The organism is Methylocaldum sp. GT1TLB (assembly GCF_051027445.1).
Lineage (GTDB): Bacteria > Pseudomonadota > Gammaproteobacteria > Methylococcales > Methylococcaceae > Methylocaldum.
The window spans coordinates 1,040,601-1,055,685 of record NZ_CP194898.1 but is presented as its reverse complement, the minus strand read 5'-3'; the positions used below and the strand labels follow the sequence as shown (position 1 = coordinate 1,055,685).

Here is a 15,085-nt window from a genome sequence, read left to right as displayed (position 1 = left end):
AGAAACATGTGGTATTTCGCTTGGATATTGGGTGTCGGTTTCGCTTGCGCATTCGGCATCATCAACGCGATGTGGCTGGAGGCAGAATGCAATATGGACGCCGGCGAGATCGGCGCGTCGCGTAGTTCGTCAAAGTAGTTCGACCAAAAGTCTGATTAACAACTAGAACGGAGGAGGCTGATCATGGCCCGCATCGTTATATTAGGCGCCGGCATAGGCGGCGTTCCGATGGCTCTCGAAATGAAACACCTGGCCCGGAAAGAAGACGAGGTCTGTGTCATTTCGGACAGCCCGACTTTTCACTTCGTCCCGTCGAACCCTTGGGTGGCCGTCAAGTGGCGAAAGCCGGACGACATCAAGGTCGAACTGGCGCCGATGTTCAAGAGAAAAGGGATTAACTTCATCAACCAGAAAGTGACTCGGGTTCATCCCGACCGAAACCAGGTCGAGCTGGCCGATGGCAGCAATGTCGACTACGACTACCTGGTCATCGCCACGGGGCCCAAGCTGGCGTTCGAGGAAGTGCCGGGATTCGGTCCGCACGGGCATACGCAGTCCGTCTGCCACGTCGATCACGCCGCCGAAGCCGGCGAATTCTGGGACGAGTTCGTGAAGGACCCGGGCCCGATCATCGTCGGTTCAGTTCAGGGTGCATCCTGTTTCGGGCCGGCCTACGAGTACGCCTTCATCGCCGATTCGGATCTCCGCAAGCGCGAGATCCGCGACAAAGTGCCGATCACTTTCGTCACCTCCGAACCCTATATCGGCCATCTCGGCTTGGGCGGCGTGGGCGACACCAAGGGTCTTTTGGAAGGCGAACTGCGCCAGCATCACATCAAGGCCATCACCAACGCCAAGGTGGACCGCATCGAGAAGGGCGTGATGCATGTAACCGAGGTGGACGAGAAGGGACAGGAAAAACAGAAGCACGAACTGCCGTTCAAACACGCCATGATGATTCCCGCCTTCAGGGGCGTCGATGCCGTGGCCGGAATCGAAGGGCTGGTCAATCCCCGCGGTTTCGTAATGATCGACGAGTATCAGCGCAACCCGACTTTCAAGAACATCTACTCGGTCGGCGTATGCGTGGCCATTCCGCCGGTGGAAGCCACGCCCGTACCCACGGGATCGCCCAAGACCGGCTATATGATCGAATCCATGGTGACCGCTACCGCGCACAATATCCGCGAGCAGCTGGACGGCAAGGAGCCCTCGCATAAGGCGACCTGGAATGCCCTTTGCCTGGCCGATCTCGGCGATACCGGCGTAGCCTTCATAGCTCGCCCCCAGATTCCGCCGCGCAACGTCACCTGGGCCAGCAAGGGGCGCTGGGTACACTTGGCCAAGATCGCATTCGAGAAGTATTTCATCCGCAAGATTCGTAAAGGTATCAGCGAACCCTTCTACGAACGCTTGGGTTTGAGGCTGATGGGTATCGTGCGGTTAAAAAAGAGCTAATGATTCGTGGTCCGGGCCTTACAACAGGTCGATTGCAGGACCGAATAGAGCCGAAAAAAAAACGCCGCCCGTCCTTAGTCCAATTGGCGAAGACGGGCGGCGCGGGGATTCGTAAATGACGCGGCCGATGCGTTTATTCAACCAGAGCGCTGACATTTACACCTGCCGCGTATTTAACGAACTACTGAATTACTTGAAGCGAGAAATCAATATGCCGAACATCGTTCCAAGTGCCAGTACTAACGTCGTAGCTTCTAATACGGCCATAACAACCTCCGGTCTTAACTTAAAAAACCAAGGAAAACACTTGGTATTTGCTGTAATGACCGTGAGACAGGTTGAAGGTTCCCTGGTGATTCTTACCGACAAATCTCAACCGGGACCGCTCAGTTGGATGAGCTTTCGGTAATCGATGGCGATCTTCAAGCCTACAAAGCGGCTGGACATTCTTACCAATTCGTCCGTAACCGGATTGAAATAAAGTCTGGCTACGGCAATCCGCCTATTTTCGCCTTCTTCACCCAGCGGAACGGCGTCGGCCTTGAATCGGTAAACATAGAGCGTCATACCGTCCTTCAGCGATTCTTCCGCCGGGGGGCCCAACACTTCCAAAATTTTTCGCCGGTTTGGAGGGGCTGCCGAAACCCTCGGCAGGTCTTCCGCATCGACCTTCAACTGTCGACGACCCTCGTCAACCTTGCCTTTGCCGAGAGACCTGATCGATGCCTCAAGAAACGTCGCGGGGGCCATTTCCAGAAAAACCGGCGAGAAATCCCAGCCGGAGAGTTTGTCTTTCCCGTTGAACGTCATGCGGAAAACGATGGTTTTTCCCGGCTGAGCAGGGCTATCCATTTGGTGGAAATCCAGGTACCACCGGTACCCCTGTGGCAATTTTTCGATTCGGCTGGGATGGAGTTTGGTTAGATAGCGGAAATCCTCGCTCAATAGCACCGGGTGCAAGAAATCAAGGTGAAAATGGTCATCGGTCACCTGAACCCGGAAATTCCGTTCGAAGTCGGCCAGTTGATTTTTTGCTTCCAGCAGCCGGAAATAAACACATCCGCTCAGGGCGAAAAGAAAAAAGGATAAAAGCAGCGTATTGAAAAGACTTCTTGTGAATCTCATAGCTCGGCGCAGTTTCGGTAATGGCGGTAATCGCAGATCACCACATTGATTCATGCGACGACCGGAAAAGACCGGTCGATAGCCGATAGTTTGGTAGATTTAGTAATTGTCAGGCAGGTTAGGATAACGCAATGTTACGCGCGCGGGGATTTCAGGCGCGCCATGGATATCTGGAAAGACAGTGAGACAGAGTGGGGCCGGCGGTGCAAGCGGGAGAAGCCGTGATTATCCCTTCCATCGAAGGCACACGAAAGCCCAGAGATTATGAATGCTCATTCCGATCTTCGATCCGTCGCGGATTGCAAAGAGCATTTGTAATGGACTTGAAGAACAAGAAATCAGTCATTATAATTTCCGCTTCTTTGGGCCGTTAGCTCAGTCGGTAGAGCATTGCACTTTTAATGCAGTGGTCGCTGGTTCGAATCCAGCACGGCCCACCAGGAATATCAAAGGCTTGCAGCGATGCAGGCCTTTTTTATTTTGGCGTGCTGCCCAAATTTTGCGCAAAAGTTTTTTGAGGTCGCGCGGCCAATCCGGCGGCGCGGCAGCGGGTGGTCGATCGGGTTCAACGTGAGTGCCTGGCCGGAGTTCGGGAACCGTGCGACTGGGCAGATTTTGAGGACGGGGCGGCCGGTGTGCATTCGTTACCGTGGCCTTGAGAGTTCGGCGCATCCGCCCGCAGCGCCTCTAAGTCAGCTTTCTTCCTGAGTAGTAGCCGTCTTTCTTTCCCCAAAATGCGTGCATTCGAAGGCGTCCAGCCGGATCCTTCACGCAACTCCCTTCCCGCCTTGAAAGTCTCCTTAATCAGGCAAGCGCCGCATGGAAACATTTCCGAGTGGTGACGAATCGTGGCCTTCATAACTGTTCCTAGATGACCCGTTACCTCAGGCCTATGCCCAGTTCGGCCAAGGCGTGGCTGGGTAGGGGATGTGAATGGCGATGGCAAACCCGATGTTCTGATAGGGGCGTCCGCGCAAGACGTGGGCGTCATAGACCATATCCGCGGCAACGATACGGTCAACGGCGGCCCTCACGCCGACCGTGACGTCTGTGCAGCCGATCAGGGCGATACCGTTCTCAACTGTAATCCGTAATGCAGGCCAAGCATTTTTTGGCTGAGAGACGGTGGTAGCCGGAAACCTGAACCCGGGTGCCGCTGGCCGCCATCGGTTTGCCTTGCCGGATTATCGCCGCCGTAGTGGAAAGTTACGTAGTGCCGGATCACTAGATCGTCGCCGGACGAGTGAAAACGCTTTTCCCTAATTCCAAGCAAAGACGGGCTGAGCTTATGGCTTTCCATCCAAATCGAAGGGATTGGGAAGATGCTGGAAGTACCGGGCGGTCGATTTCTGAATCATTTCAAAATTCTGGATAGAACGCTTACGACTGCCATCATCCGACTCGCAACCGTAAAGACGTACGTTGCTAACGGAGGGCGCTGGCGTTCATTGCTCGACCGATGTCCTGTAGTTCAGAGCGTTCGTTTCCGGCCGCGCTTCATTTCATCCAGCAGCCGCTCGTTGACGCTTCGCGCGTGCTCGATATCCCAGATCCGGATGGCTTCATCGAGCTCGACTTTACCTTCGTCGACCATTTTGCAGAGCCCGATTCGTAGGGCATAAAGCTTGATGATTAGCGGATCTTCCGGGGTGTCGGCGAGGTTCTTTTCCCATTCGGCCGTTTTTTGCGGATCTTTGCAGTAATTGACCGGACGCTCTTCGGCATGGAGGCAGAGCGGTAGGGTGAATGTCAAAAACAAGGGCCAGTATTTCATGAGGTTTTCTCTACGGGTATCTGGGGTTGTCCGCTATTTGGCCCGTCTCGGTGAAAATCAATAAAAATGGGGAAAGCGACAGAGCACCGTAAACGGAAGACATCATAAGGGCGGTCTGTCGTTATCGTAATCATTCCGGGAGTCGAAAACCGGCATCCGGAAGGCAACGGAGTGTTGCCTGCTTATTTCCGCCTTGAATTGTAAACCCGTGAGACCCATCCAGAATTGGCGCGGGAGACGCTTGCATGCCACTCCGCAATTCTTGCGTCGAATGGCGGATTGGGGCAGCGAATGTACAGCCGAAGATATCGTTTAAAACGTTTACGCGCAGTTGCGCGCTAAGTACATTCCGCAAATATTTGCGGAATCTCGACTGATTGGCTTGATTGGCGGGGTTGTCCTGCAGGTTGCCTATGCCGCAAGACTTCCCTGAATGTACTTAGAGCATTTTCATACCTACTGTACGGGCACTCGCGAGTAGGTCGGGAATCCCTTCCCGACGATGCAGTTGGGCCAACGGGTTCGTCGGCAAAGGATTGCCGACCTACTAAAGCTTGAGTCGATAATGCAGATCTCTAACAGGTGGAAAGCGACGAAGGAGGAATGGGCGATCCTTTCCTATTACCAGCGTTTCGAGAGTCTGGTTGCGTTTGTCCTGACGATCGTGATCGGATTGACCATTCTGGTAGCGCTGTATCAGCTTACGACCGATGTCGTACTGGGCCTGGTGCGTGGCGTGCTGGATCCGTTCAATCACGACGTGTTTCAAAAAATCTTCGGCGAAATCATGACACTTTTGATTGCGCTGGAGTTCAATCACACCCTTCAATACGTGGTCAGAAGAGAGCAGAGCATCGTTCAGACCAAAGTAGTCGTGCTGATTGCCCTTTTGGCCGTAGTTCGCAAGTTCATTATTCTCGAAGTTCAAGACGTGAGTGCCGGTCATCTGCTGGGGTTGGCAGCGATTACCCTGGTTTTGGGTCTGACTTACTGGCTAATCCGAGAGGCGGTATAAGACGGAGAGGAAGTCCGGGATTTTATTCGGTCTTTTTATGGCGGGCTAAGCACCAGGATAGGCCAGTAGGTATCGGTAGGATAACAATGCCAAATGACCGATTCTTCTTGAAACTTGGCGAACAGCTGTTCCTCGGCATATACCACGCCGTCCACACATGAAACATAAGCAAACGGTCCGAACCACTCCGATGGTTCGCCAGTGGCATTCTCAAACGAGATTCGCACCGGCTCTTTGCAGTCGTATCGCGTAAAGTGTCGGCCTTGAGTTTCCCAAAAATGATTGCGATAGGCTGCCACGATGCTTCCTTGCGGCCCTTGGCGAATGGCGTTGCCGCCGACGCGAAACCAGGGCGCCGGTCCGATCTGTTCGGGCCGACCTCCCGCGCCGCTGTCGAATGTCAATCGAATCATAAGCTTTCTTCTATCGAGCTTTCATAATATAGGCATCGGACGTGGGCCAAAGTTTTTGCTGACAATCACGCCTTGAACGTTTCTTTATCATGGAGTATCGACGTGGCTGCTGTGCGATTTTCAGCGTGCTGCGGTTTGGACGCGTTGCGCAGGTTGCTGAATCATGCGTCAAAGTGCTCCCCGCTCGAGCGCAGATATAACGCCTGACCGGTGCTGACGATAGCGCATCTCCTCGGCATCCGCTGCTCTCAATCTGTCCTCTTTGATCAGCCTCGAAGCATCGCCTTGGAGTTTCGGGCCTGCTTTATTGCGGTCCTCGATTTCTGTTATTTTATGAAATGTGAGCTTCATTTTTTCAGCCTAATTGATGCCGGACAGGCGTGATCTTCGATGAACTCCACTCACTTGGAGTGATCTCATAAATTGACTGTGAAACCAATTAGGGATTACCCATATGAAACCAGGTGCCATAGTTAATGCTACATTCAATAACTGTCATTGTATTGCCAGAATTACTGGTGTTGGCAAAAAGTATGGAGAACCCTTCTTTCATATTATATTAATCTCGCCATGTGTCATGGATACCGGAACTATACCGGCGGGAACCAGGACCTGGGTATGGCCAGAGATGGTTACGCTCGGAGTAAATGATGCCAATTAGGTTTTATCTTTTCCGGTTATGAACAAAGTGGCGATGGGCAAAGCAGCTGCCGATCAGACAAACGGGTTGGCGGTAGCATTGCCCATCGCCGGCGGTATCCGGACTTTTGATGTTCAAGAGACGTGTCGAATGCGTCACAACGCGCGACAAATCGGGCCACCCGCTGTACTCGGTTGGTCATTCGGGCGCTATGTGTTAGGGTGCGATCCATTCTTCTCGATATTCCGTTGCATACTCCATGACTGACGAGTCATCCGAAACGGCACCTGTTCGACTGCGTTGGGAGAAGGAATCCCGGTATTACGAGATTCATCTACAACAGGACCTGTGGGGCGATTGGGTACTGACCCGAATCTGGGAGCGTCGTGGGTCGCCTATGGGCCGGATGAAACATATGCCGTGCCCGTCATACGACGATGCGGTCGCGAAGTTGTCGAACGTTCGCAATCAGCGTAAGCGGCGAGGATATGAGCCGGTGTCGGTATGACTCGCTTCATCGCGCGCGAATCGATATTGCTTGAGTGGCTCATCCTTCTTTTCTGTATCCTGAAACCTTTATTGGAACTGAGAGCTTTTATGTCGGATTTCAAGAAATACCATTGTTTGGAATGCGAACACATCTATGATGAAGCACAAGGCGATCCCGACAGTGGTATTGCGCCGGGCACTCGTTGGGAAGACATTCCCGATGATTGGGAATGCCCGATATGCGGAGCGCCGAAAAGCTTTTTCAAATTGATCGAGTGATCTTCCGTGAACGATTCGCGAGATTCTACCGAGCGGTTCGAGGGGAAGGCTGGCTTCTTGATCGAAGCTGGTATAAAAGAAAGAGCCGATCCGCTACAAGAAGACCCGCAACGGGATTACTCTTTATAGATCATGGTCGTTCTGTCGCGAGCCTTGATCTACCATTTAGATTCAAACTTTCAATTCGAGCTTGATATTTTCTGGTCAAACGCGAAGGCATAGCATGCTAAGACTACGCCAGGCAACGACAGAAGGCCCGCAATACCAGGTATAGGCTTCACGAATATACTAAGCGCTATACTCCCACGGTCCGATGTAATTTCCCAGTTTATCGGGAGCCAGGGGATTATTGGAAGGCAAATATTGTTCCGGCAGTTAATTGGAATCCTGTTTTGTGCGGCTTTCCGATTTTCCAAGGGTAGCCTGTGTAGGATGGGCTGAGCGAAGTGACAAATCGGCAGGATCGCCGATTTGCACGGCAGCGCCGCCCGCAGGGGGGCCGCGCAGGGATGGCGTGGCATGAGCCCCATCGATCGCGAACGATGCCTGTCCTGAGCTCAGTCGAAGGGCCTGTCCTGAGCCCGGTCGAAGGGGGCTTCCCGATGATCAGTACATCCTACGGACTGCATTTGTCGAAAATCGCGCTTTGTGCCGAAGCAATTACTCGGCACCGATATGAGAACTGCCGGGACTGAGTGAGCCGCGACAGCGGGGCTCAATAACAGGGACATTCCAAGCCAAACCGGATGATTTGCGCGAAATCCCATGCTTTTAGACTCGCTCCGCCCACCAAGGCGCCGTCTACCCCTGCAATACTCATGATCTCGGCGATATTGTCGGGTTTCACGTTTCCGCCATACAGAATTCTGATCGTCGATGCGATTTGCTCGCCGTACAGGTCCATGATCAAATTCCTGATAAAGTCGTGCACTTCGCTGATCTGTTCCAGTTTTGCGGGTTTTGCGCCCTCTCCGACGGCCCAGACGGGTTCGTAGGCAATCACGACTTCGCTCGCGGTCCTCGGCGAGACGACCTCAAACGCCAGCCTTAACTGCCGATCCAGCAGATTGAAGGTCTCATGGGTTTCTCTGGCTTCCTTGTTTTCGCCGACGCAGAGAATCACCTGAAGTCCGTGGGCCAAGGAAGCCTGAACCTTTTTCTGTATGACTTCGTCGCTTTCGCCGGCCCGCTCGATCAGCTCTTCTTCCAGAAACCGCTGTATTCCCGTCAAAACGTCTTGGTTTGCTTCCGAAGCCAAGTGTTCGAGGGCCGCGAGAATTTGCCGGTCGCCGTCGTCCTTGGTCCTGAGCAGCTCCAATTCCTGCAAGAGAAAACTTTTGGACAACCGTTTTGCGATACTGGGTCCGAATCCGAAATATTTGCCGAGATTGGTCCGGCGATCCGAATGTCCGATGATGACGCGGTCGACGCCGATCGACGCGAGCATTTCGGCTGAGATCTCTCCGGTAAATGCGCCTTTGGATTCGAAGAACGTGTCCTGTGCCAGCAGGAAGACGTTCCGCCCAAGACCGTATTCCGTCCGGAGAAAATCCGGCTTGATGTAATCGGCTAGCGTAGAGAGTCCGGTGAAGGGAGGAGCTAAGCCGATATCGACGTCTTTTACGCCTTTGCAAAGATCGAAGATTCTCGCGGCGAGCGCGACGCCGGACCGTGGGATCACGTTCATTTTCCAATTGCCGGCCAGGAACGGCCGGATCGCTCCGGGATCGCCGATCTCCGCCTCGATCTTCTGCCATTGATTTGCCGTTCTTTGGCGATAATAGTTCCGATATACGCTTGCCGTTTTCATGATTTGTTTTTCCTTCTGATCCGGTGTCGCGGTCTCATCCGCCATCCGCGTGATGGGGCGCCGCCGTTCGATTTATCATGGGGACTGTGCGCGCATAATACAACTCGAGCTTTATTGTAGCGTCCGGTCGCATACCGATAAGTTGCTCGAGCGTCCGGCCTGCCGAATCGACAGCGCACTCGCATGACTTACTCCACATTTTTTTCCTTGCGTCTCGCTTTTTCGGCTTTTTTCTCGAAGTTATCCACTGTCAAGACTTGACATGCGCATTCTGTGTCAGTCGTCACTTACAAGCAGCCCATAAGTACTTGATTTGAAGTTGGCGCCTTAAAAAAATGCGTAATATCAATGAGATATATCAATAAGTCATAATGGTGCGCCGTCCTGTAAAGAACTTGGTCAGGTTAATGCGAAGGCTTGAGCGGCCGATATCGGCAAGCTTTGTCCACGGACTTATCCACAGGGTTGTCCACGGAAATTGTGGATGACGATTGTGTCGCCATTTTTTGCAAAACCTTTTGGGACTTCCGAGTCACCAAAAGGAGCAAAAACTTGGCGACAAGTTATTGCCTGCGGCGCCCCGGACGCCCTGCGTTCGACCGGTCCCGACCCGACAAGGGGTCGGAACCTGGCTCCACAATGGCTCGACGCCCGGTCGCGATGCCTTGTGGATGGCCTACGACCGTTGCTAACGCAACGACCTTCGGCCATCCACCCGGCGCTCGGGCTTCCGGGGACTACTCGACTCGCTCGCATTCGCATCGCTCCATGTCTCGCAGCGGCGGAAGGCAACTGAAGCCCGTACCGATGCTCGAGATTGCTGTGGGGCGAACCGCCTTAATCGATACGCATGCGGGTCGGGGTCCCCGGCGCTGTTGCCGCGATGATCCGGACGATGGAATTGACCCTGCCGATAACTTCGGAATCTGTGCGTTTCGGTCTGCCGGAATAGGTTCGGCATGGCACTAAAGTGATTGGCAACGAGCGTTTTGAGGCTCTGCGGCGGACCTCTCTCTGTCGATCGAGGACTAGGTGGGGAGCGGGAGATTGCCATTAGGAATCACTGTCTCAATGGTATTGGGCACGATCCGATTGGAGACAACGGCCTCATGAACTCACCCGCAACTCATCAAGCCCGGATCGTCAGCGCCGTGCCGGGCCGGCTGCGAATAAAATCTCGCGGTACCTATCGCAACCCGGCATTACTGAATCGAATAAAGGGCGATTTGGAAGCAAAGCGCGAGATTTCCGGAGTGTACGTCAATCCGACCACCGGAAGCGTTACGGTCCATTACGATTCCGGCCGCTGCGATAGAGCCGGGATACTCAAGTGGCTTCAGGATATCGATGTCCTCGCGGAAGACCTGATGCGTGCACGTTCCGCAGTTCCGGCAACTGCGGAACCCTTGACCGTGATTGAAGCGATCGATGATTTGAATACGCGTATGAGCCGCTGGACAGGGCTTCCGATCGATCTTCGGACGGTGTTGCCGCTGGCGCTTGCCGGAGCCGGGCTCTGGTCCATTGTTCGGAACGGGCTCATGATCGAAAAGGTGCCCGGCTGGCTATTGCTCTGGATGGGGTTCGACCTGTTCGTCAAAACCCGGCCGCACGACCGGGCACGGTCGCCGAGACGTTGAGCGTATTCCGGGCCGGAGGCATTCGGGCTAGTCGTCCCGGTCGGCTGCTCGAGGGAAGTCGCATTGCGGCTGGAAAGCAGACCGCTGCGTACTCGGAACGTCGGCGATCGTCGCGCCGGCGAATCGGAAATCATTTCAATGCCAGCATCCCGCAGAAGTTGTACCAGCGGAAAAAGACGTCGCACGATTTGAAGCCATTCCGCAGCAATAGCTCGCGATTTTCCTCGAGATGGTAGGGAATCAGGACGTTTTCCAATGCTTCCCGCTTTTGGGAAATTTCGAGCTCGCTGTAGCCGTTGCGCTTCTTGAACTCGTAATAATGCTTGATAAACAGACGGTTGATGGTCGAGTCCTGACTGAGCACTTTTTCGACCAGAATGAGGCAGCCGCCGTCGTTCAATCCGTGAGCGATGCTCGAAATAACGCGGTCACGGTTGAGCGGACGGACGAATTGCAGCGTCAAGTTCAGGATGACCACAGAGGCGTTCAGAATGGGAACGCCGTCGTCCAGGCTCAGGCAGATCAGCTCGTAAGTGTGTGAAATACTGTTTTCTTGCAGCTTTTTCCGCGCCTTTTTCAACATATCGGGCGAGGAGTCCACGCCGATAAAGGCAACTTCTGCCGGAACGACCGGATCGAGCCCGATGAACGTCGTGCCGGTCGAACAGCCCAGGTCGTAAAGATTGGTTCCGGGGACGGCAAAATCTCCCGCGATCTCTCCGATCATGCGTTGAATTTCCGCATAGAAGGGGACCGAGCGATCCAGCATGTCGTCGAAAACCTCGGCGGTATCCTTTCCGAAATCGAAATCCGTCACCATTGGACGCTTTTCTTTGAATAAATCGTCTTTAGTCATCGTATTCAAATGGGCTCTTTCGCTAATCTGCCCGGCGACCGCCGATCCTTTTCAGGGCCGGACCGGCGGCGGATGCGGATCACGAGCAGCACGATCAGGGCGCTCATCCAGGCAGCGGTGAGATAACCGATCATCCCGTCGTAAGACCCGGTCAAAAACGACCAGTATCCGTTCGGAACGCCGTTCGTTGCCGCTTTGGTGGTCTTGATGACGCAGACCCACCCGGCATGTATGCCGATGCAGTAGCCCAAGCCCAAGGGAAAAGCCACCCGAATCCAGGCGAGAAAGACTGCCGCGAGGAATAACGCGAGAAAAGAGGAGGGATCCAGGGTTGGAAGAGTGGCCAGGGCATCCCCTACGATTCGAAAACCTGTAGTCCAGTCGACATCGGCCGCTGCGGGTTTCAAGTCGCTGCGCAAGAAATGGAGTAGGGCGAAATAAAAGGAACTGATGGCGACGGCCGATAGGGTTCCGGCCGCTTTTCGAAGTGCGGCGAACAGAACGCCGCGGAAAATCGTTTCTTCTATGATTGCCACGACCAATCCTATGCCGAGTGCCTTAAGTGCGGTCATTCCGAGGCGATGGGCGTTCGACCAGGCATCCATATCGATCTCGCGAACGTCCAGGGCGATCAACGCCAAGGCATGAAGGGCGAGCATGGCGGCTCCCAACGGAACACCGACCGCGACCTGGCGAGACAGCTCGGACTTGGTTCCCACCCCGATGTCCGGACGGCGCAGGCTGAAGAATTTCGCCGCCGGAATGATGCTGAGAAGGAGAAGCAAATGACCGCTGCGGTTTACCAGGGTATGAAACCCGATGGCACCATCCGTGATCCAAAAGATCGGGTAGGCGAAAAACGCGGCGAGCGAGGCGCAAAGAAGTATGACCAACAAAGGTGCCAGCACCGCTGAACTAACGATTCTTAGGGAAAGCATGACAAAGGATTTGAAACATTGATGCGCTAAAGCCGATGGCGCGTTAAATGGTCGAAAGTCTATCTCATATGGCGCATGGTGGGTAAAACGGCACCGTTCGGTGGGAAGCCGAGCGTTTCCGAACCCCCTGCTGGGTACAAATGCACGAGCCTGCGAGGCGGCGCTCCTTATGTCGCATCGGGCTTGAGCGACGATTCACCAAAGCAGTATTAATCGCGCCGTCTCCACCTCCGGTGCGGGCGGCCTCGATCGATATCTCTGTGCCTGCACAAGGGTGCCTTTAGGAATGGACATGCAAGAAACGGATTTTACGCGGCGTAGGCTATGTCTTGGTCTGATTCACCGACGTTCATGTTGGTTGCCTACCGCTCACGGTTGGATGGTTCTTTTTCTCGTTTCCTTGAGTTCCGCCGCTTTCATCGTTGGTAGGATCCATCCTTTTTTATCGATCAGCGACCCGATTTCCGGGGGCGGCCTTGTGGCAGAGGGATGGATGCCGGATTACGCGATGGAGCAAGTGATTGCCGAATTCGAACGCGGTCGATACACCCGGCTCTACGTCACCGGCGGCCCTATCGAGAGAGGACGGTTGCTCCAGAAATACGGAACGTCCGCCGAGGCCGGCGCCGCCATGTTGGTCGAACTGGGGCTGGATGCGGATGTAGTCCAGCCGGTTCCGGCGCCGCGGAGCAGGACGGATCGGACGTACATATCCGCTATCGCTCTACGAAACTGGTTTGCTCGGAACGGGATTGAGGAACGCTCGCTGACCGTTGTGTCGCTCGGGGTTCACGCCCGCCGAAGCCGCCTGTTGTTCCAGACGGCTATCGGGCGGTCTATCCCCGTTGGTGTCATCGCCGTCGAGGATGAAAGTCACGACCCGATGCGCTGGTGGCGGTCCAGCGAGGGATTTCGAACCGTAACGGACGAGGCGATCGCTTATCTTTACACTACCCTGATTTTTTATCCTGGAAGGGAGATCATGGCTCGGTAGTGTGACTTGCCGTCTCTACCCCGATCGCTCGAGGTCTTTCCCGTTATGAAGCCTCGATGTGGCGTTCGCTCGTCGCTCTCCACATTGCAAAAAGACGTTCCGTTGGTCTCTTACGGTTTTAAAGAGGGCGGCTCTTGTTTAGAATCGATCAAAAAAGGAGTGTCATGAATAAACAGGATGTTTTGAGGTACTGCCTAGTCAGTATCGTTTTGGGAGCATGTTGCGGTTGCTCTTGGGTTGGCGCCGCGACGCCGCGAGCAGTTGATGATCCGACCGCTCTGCGCGCCAGAGGAACGAAAACAACTAATCCATCTCCGGCAACTACGCGCTATGTTCGTCCGTTCGGCCCGAACGCGCCCTGGAACCGACCGGTGGACGGGCTGCCGCGCCATCCCCAGTCCGATGCCTTGACCAATCGCCTGTGGCAATATTCGCCGTCGCGGGTCGGCAATTTCAATCTGTCCTTCAGCGGGTATACCTATCCGGTGTACATGGCCGGCACCGCGAAAGGCTCTTACCCAGTCCGAGCGCCATCATGGAACAAACTCAACGGTACCAAGATCCCCTGGAGCCCGGATTGGAAGCCCGCGACCGGCTCCGATAGCCAGGTGATCATCCTCGACCCGGACAGCGGGCGCGAATGGGATTTGTGGCAGGCGAGTTTCGATGGGGCCGCCGTCCATGTTTCGAACGGCAATCTGGTGCCGGGCTCGTACTTGACCAAGGAAGACGGCTTCAAGCCCTCGCGCGGCTGCGGCATTCCCTACCTCGCCATGCTGGTGAGACCGGAGGAGATTGCCCAGGGCAAGATCGAGCACGCGCTGTCGATGCCGAGCCGGAACACCGCGAAGACCTTCGTGGCGCCGGCCACCAAGTCGGACGGCCGAGCTACCGACAATGGACTGCCCATGGGCACCCGGTTTGCGCTGAACATCACCGATGCCGAGATCGACGAGTGGGTGAACGCCCTACCGAGCCAATTGACCGGCCAGACCCGTCGGGCGGCGCGGATCATCGCCGTGGCCCTTAGGGATTACGGCTGGTTCATCTCCGACACGGCCGGCGGCGCGCACTTCCAGTTCGAGGACAACGCCACCGCCAAAGCCAAATGGGAGGCGCTGGGCTTGGGGGAGAAATCGATTGGCTGGAAAAACTACCCTACCGATCTGCTCGATGGCTTGCTGACCAAACAGCGTATCTACGCAATCGTTCCTAGTAACTGATACAAGATGTACCGACCGCAGGCTCGGTTGTGGCTGGTGCTCGGACGAAAGAAAGAGAAGGGGAAGCGACGGCCGAGTGTAACACCTGAGGACACGCTGACTCGTGTAAGTAGCCTTTCTTAGGTAGTTGTTCGAGTTTTATATCAGTGGTTTAACCAGCACAATGCACCTACGTATTCGGGTGCACAGGGATGTTTCAAATGGCCGAAAAAGTGACCGGTCTAGACTCTGATCCAGTCGGTATCTCAGTTTATGCTCAAACTCGTTAAGTTGAGCTTTGCATATTGGTTTTGTTTTTAAGGAGCCTTTAGTGGGCTTCTTAGTTTCGAAATAGGTTGTTTTAGCCGCAACCCTCGCCAGGTAGCTTGATAGGTTAACTCAACGAGTAGGGTTATGCCGGAGTCTGCTGTTGGCAACGACGCTTTGGATTT

14 protein-coding genes, 1 tRNA gene and 1 pseudogene are annotated in these 15,085 nt (G+C 54.6%); 10 read left to right on the top strand and 6 right to left on the bottom strand.

All coding sequences use genetic code 11. The annotated features are described in order from the left end of the window. Nucleotides 1-6: 6 nt before the first annotated feature. On the top strand, nucleotides 7-138 hold the full coding sequence (cydX, locus tag ACR2R1_RS04520) for a cytochrome bd-I oxidase subunit CydX (protein WP_077731845.1): 132 nt from the start codon (nucleotides 7-9) through the stop codon (nucleotides 136-138). A gap of 45 nt (nucleotides 139-183) precedes the next feature. Next, on the top strand, nucleotides 184-1,458 hold the full coding sequence (locus tag ACR2R1_RS04515; protein ID WP_086133799.1) for an FAD-dependent oxidoreductase: 1,275 nt from the start codon (nucleotides 184-186) through the stop codon (nucleotides 1,456-1,458). A 372-nt stretch (nucleotides 1,459-1,830) separates the two neighbouring features. On the opposite strand, the gene ACR2R1_RS04510 is transcribed toward ACR2R1_RS04515, so the two are convergent. Further along, the gene (locus ACR2R1_RS04510; protein WP_434112850.1) at nucleotides 1,831-2,583 is read right to left on the bottom strand and encodes a hypothetical protein; all 753 of its coding nucleotides are present in this window, start codon (nucleotides 2,581-2,583) and stop codon (nucleotides 1,831-1,833) included. A gap of 364 nt (nucleotides 2,584-2,947) precedes the next feature. On the opposite strand from ACR2R1_RS04510, the gene ACR2R1_RS04505 reads away from it, so the two are divergent. Then, nucleotides 2,948-3,023: transfer RNA gene (locus ACR2R1_RS04505), tRNA-Lys, on the top strand. Between the two features lie 483 nt (nucleotides 3,024-3,506). After that, nucleotides 3,507-3,677, top strand: a pseudogene (locus ACR2R1_RS04500) (hypothetical protein); the annotation flags it as partial. 377 nt (nucleotides 3,678-4,054) lie between these two features. On the opposite strand, the gene ACR2R1_RS04495 reads toward ACR2R1_RS04500, so the two are convergent. Next, the gene (locus ACR2R1_RS04495; RefSeq protein WP_434112848.1) at nucleotides 4,055-4,357 is read right to left on the bottom strand and encodes a hypothetical protein; all 303 of its coding nucleotides are present in this window, start codon (nucleotides 4,355-4,357) and stop codon (nucleotides 4,055-4,057) included. 565 nt (nucleotides 4,358-4,922) lie between these two features. Between ACR2R1_RS04495 and ACR2R1_RS04490 the strand changes: the two genes are divergently transcribed. Then, complete coding sequence (locus ACR2R1_RS04490; protein WP_434112846.1) at nucleotides 4,923-5,372, top strand: phosphate-starvation-inducible PsiE family protein; 450 nt, start codon at nucleotides 4,923-4,925, stop codon at nucleotides 5,370-5,372. A 35-nt stretch (nucleotides 5,373-5,407) separates the two neighbouring features. Here the strand turns inward: ACR2R1_RS04490 and ACR2R1_RS04485 are convergent, their stop codons facing one another. Then, nucleotides 5,408-5,785, bottom strand: coding sequence for a hypothetical protein (locus tag ACR2R1_RS04485; protein WP_133716179.1), 378 nt, complete (start codon nucleotides 5,783-5,785; stop codon nucleotides 5,408-5,410). 899 nt (nucleotides 5,786-6,684) lie between these two features. Between ACR2R1_RS04485 and ACR2R1_RS04480 the strand changes: the two genes are divergently transcribed. Both ACR2R1_RS04480 and ACR2R1_RS04475 read left to right on the top strand, forming a co-directional pair. Continuing rightward, the gene (locus ACR2R1_RS04480) at nucleotides 6,685-6,933 is read left to right on the top strand and encodes a WGR domain-containing protein (protein ID WP_434112844.1); all 249 of its coding nucleotides are present in this window, start codon (nucleotides 6,685-6,687) and stop codon (nucleotides 6,931-6,933) included. A gap of 89 nt (nucleotides 6,934-7,022) precedes the next feature. Next, entirely contained in the window at nucleotides 7,023-7,193 is a 171-nt protein-coding gene (locus ACR2R1_RS04475; protein WP_434114202.1) for a rubredoxin, read from the top strand. A gap of 715 nt (nucleotides 7,194-7,908) precedes the next feature. On the opposite strand, the gene ACR2R1_RS04470 is transcribed toward ACR2R1_RS04475, so the two are convergent. After that, entirely contained in the window at nucleotides 7,909-9,003 is a 1,095-nt protein-coding gene (locus tag ACR2R1_RS04470) for a triose-phosphate isomerase family protein (RefSeq protein WP_168175508.1), read from the bottom strand. Nucleotides 9,004-10,112: 1,109 nt separating this feature from the next. Here ACR2R1_RS04470 and ACR2R1_RS04465 point away from each other — a divergent pair. Then, nucleotides 10,113-10,643 carry an HMA2 domain-containing protein gene (locus ACR2R1_RS04465; protein ID WP_077732092.1) on the top strand — a complete coding sequence of 177 codons (531 nt, stop codon included), beginning with the start codon at nucleotides 10,113-10,115 and terminating at the stop codon, nucleotides 10,641-10,643. Between the two features lie 130 nt (nucleotides 10,644-10,773). Here ACR2R1_RS04465 and cmoA read toward each other — a convergent pair whose 3' ends face one another. Both cmoA and ACR2R1_RS04455 read right to left on the bottom strand, forming a co-directional pair. Beyond that, the gene (gene cmoA, locus ACR2R1_RS04460; protein ID WP_077732139.1) at nucleotides 10,774-11,499 is read right to left on the bottom strand and encodes a carboxy-S-adenosyl-L-methionine synthase CmoA; all 726 of its coding nucleotides are present in this window, start codon (nucleotides 11,497-11,499) and stop codon (nucleotides 10,774-10,776) included. Between the two features lie 5 nt (nucleotides 11,500-11,504). Continuing rightward, entirely contained in the window at nucleotides 11,505-12,395 is an 891-nt protein-coding gene (locus ACR2R1_RS04455; protein WP_168175509.1) for a CPBP family intramembrane glutamic endopeptidase, read from the bottom strand. A 535-nt stretch (nucleotides 12,396-12,930) separates the two neighbouring features. Here ACR2R1_RS04455 and ACR2R1_RS04450 point away from each other — a divergent pair. Further along, on the top strand, nucleotides 12,931-13,431 hold the full coding sequence (locus ACR2R1_RS04450; protein ID WP_166642435.1) for an ElyC/SanA/YdcF family protein: 501 nt from the start codon (nucleotides 12,931-12,933) through the stop codon (nucleotides 13,429-13,431). A gap of 371 nt (nucleotides 13,432-13,802) precedes the next feature. Then, complete coding sequence (locus tag ACR2R1_RS04445) at nucleotides 13,803-14,654, top strand: hypothetical protein (RefSeq protein WP_434112841.1); 852 nt, start codon at nucleotides 13,803-13,805, stop codon at nucleotides 14,652-14,654. Nucleotides 14,655-15,085 lie beyond the last annotated feature (431 nt).

Excerpts from the sequence above, each read along its gene's own strand:
- ACR2R1_RS04510 (WP_434112850.1), bottom strand. The coding sequence starts at position 2,583 with ATGAGATTCACAAGAAGTCTTTTCAATACGCTGCTTTTATCCTTTTTT.
- ACR2R1_RS04490 (WP_434112846.1), top strand. The coding sequence starts at position 4,923 with ATGCAGATCTCTAACAGGTGGAAAGCGACGAAGGAGGAATGGGCGATC.
- cmoA (WP_077732139.1), bottom strand. The coding sequence starts at position 11,499 with ATGACTAAAGACGATTTATTCAAAGAAAAGCGTCCAATGGTGACGGAT.
- ACR2R1_RS04470 (WP_168175508.1), bottom strand. The coding sequence starts at position 9,003 with ATGAAAACGGCAAGCGTATATCGGAACTATTATCGCCAAAGAACGGCA.
- cydX (WP_077731845.1), top strand. The coding sequence starts at position 7 with ATGTGGTATTTCGCTTGGATATTGGGTGTCGGTTTCGCTTGCGCATTC.
- ACR2R1_RS04450 (WP_166642435.1), top strand. The coding sequence starts at position 12,931 with ATGCCGGATTACGCGATGGAGCAAGTGATTGCCGAATTCGAACGCGGT.
- ACR2R1_RS04465 (WP_077732092.1), top strand. The coding sequence starts at position 10,113 with ATGAACTCACCCGCAACTCATCAAGCCCGGATCGTCAGCGCCGTGCCG.
- ACR2R1_RS04495 (WP_434112848.1), bottom strand. The coding sequence starts at position 4,357 with ATGAAATACTGGCCCTTGTTTTTGACATTCACCCTACCGCTCTGCCTC.
- ACR2R1_RS04515 (WP_086133799.1), top strand. The coding sequence starts at position 184 with ATGGCCCGCATCGTTATATTAGGCGCCGGCATAGGCGGCGTTCCGATG.
- ACR2R1_RS04485 (WP_133716179.1), bottom strand. The coding sequence starts at position 5,785 with ATGATTCGATTGACATTCGACAGCGGCGCGGGAGGTCGGCCCGAACAG.
- ACR2R1_RS04480 (WP_434112844.1), top strand. The coding sequence starts at position 6,685 with ATGACTGACGAGTCATCCGAAACGGCACCTGTTCGACTGCGTTGGGAG.
- ACR2R1_RS04475 (WP_434114202.1), top strand. The coding sequence starts at position 7,023 with ATGTCGGATTTCAAGAAATACCATTGTTTGGAATGCGAACACATCTAT.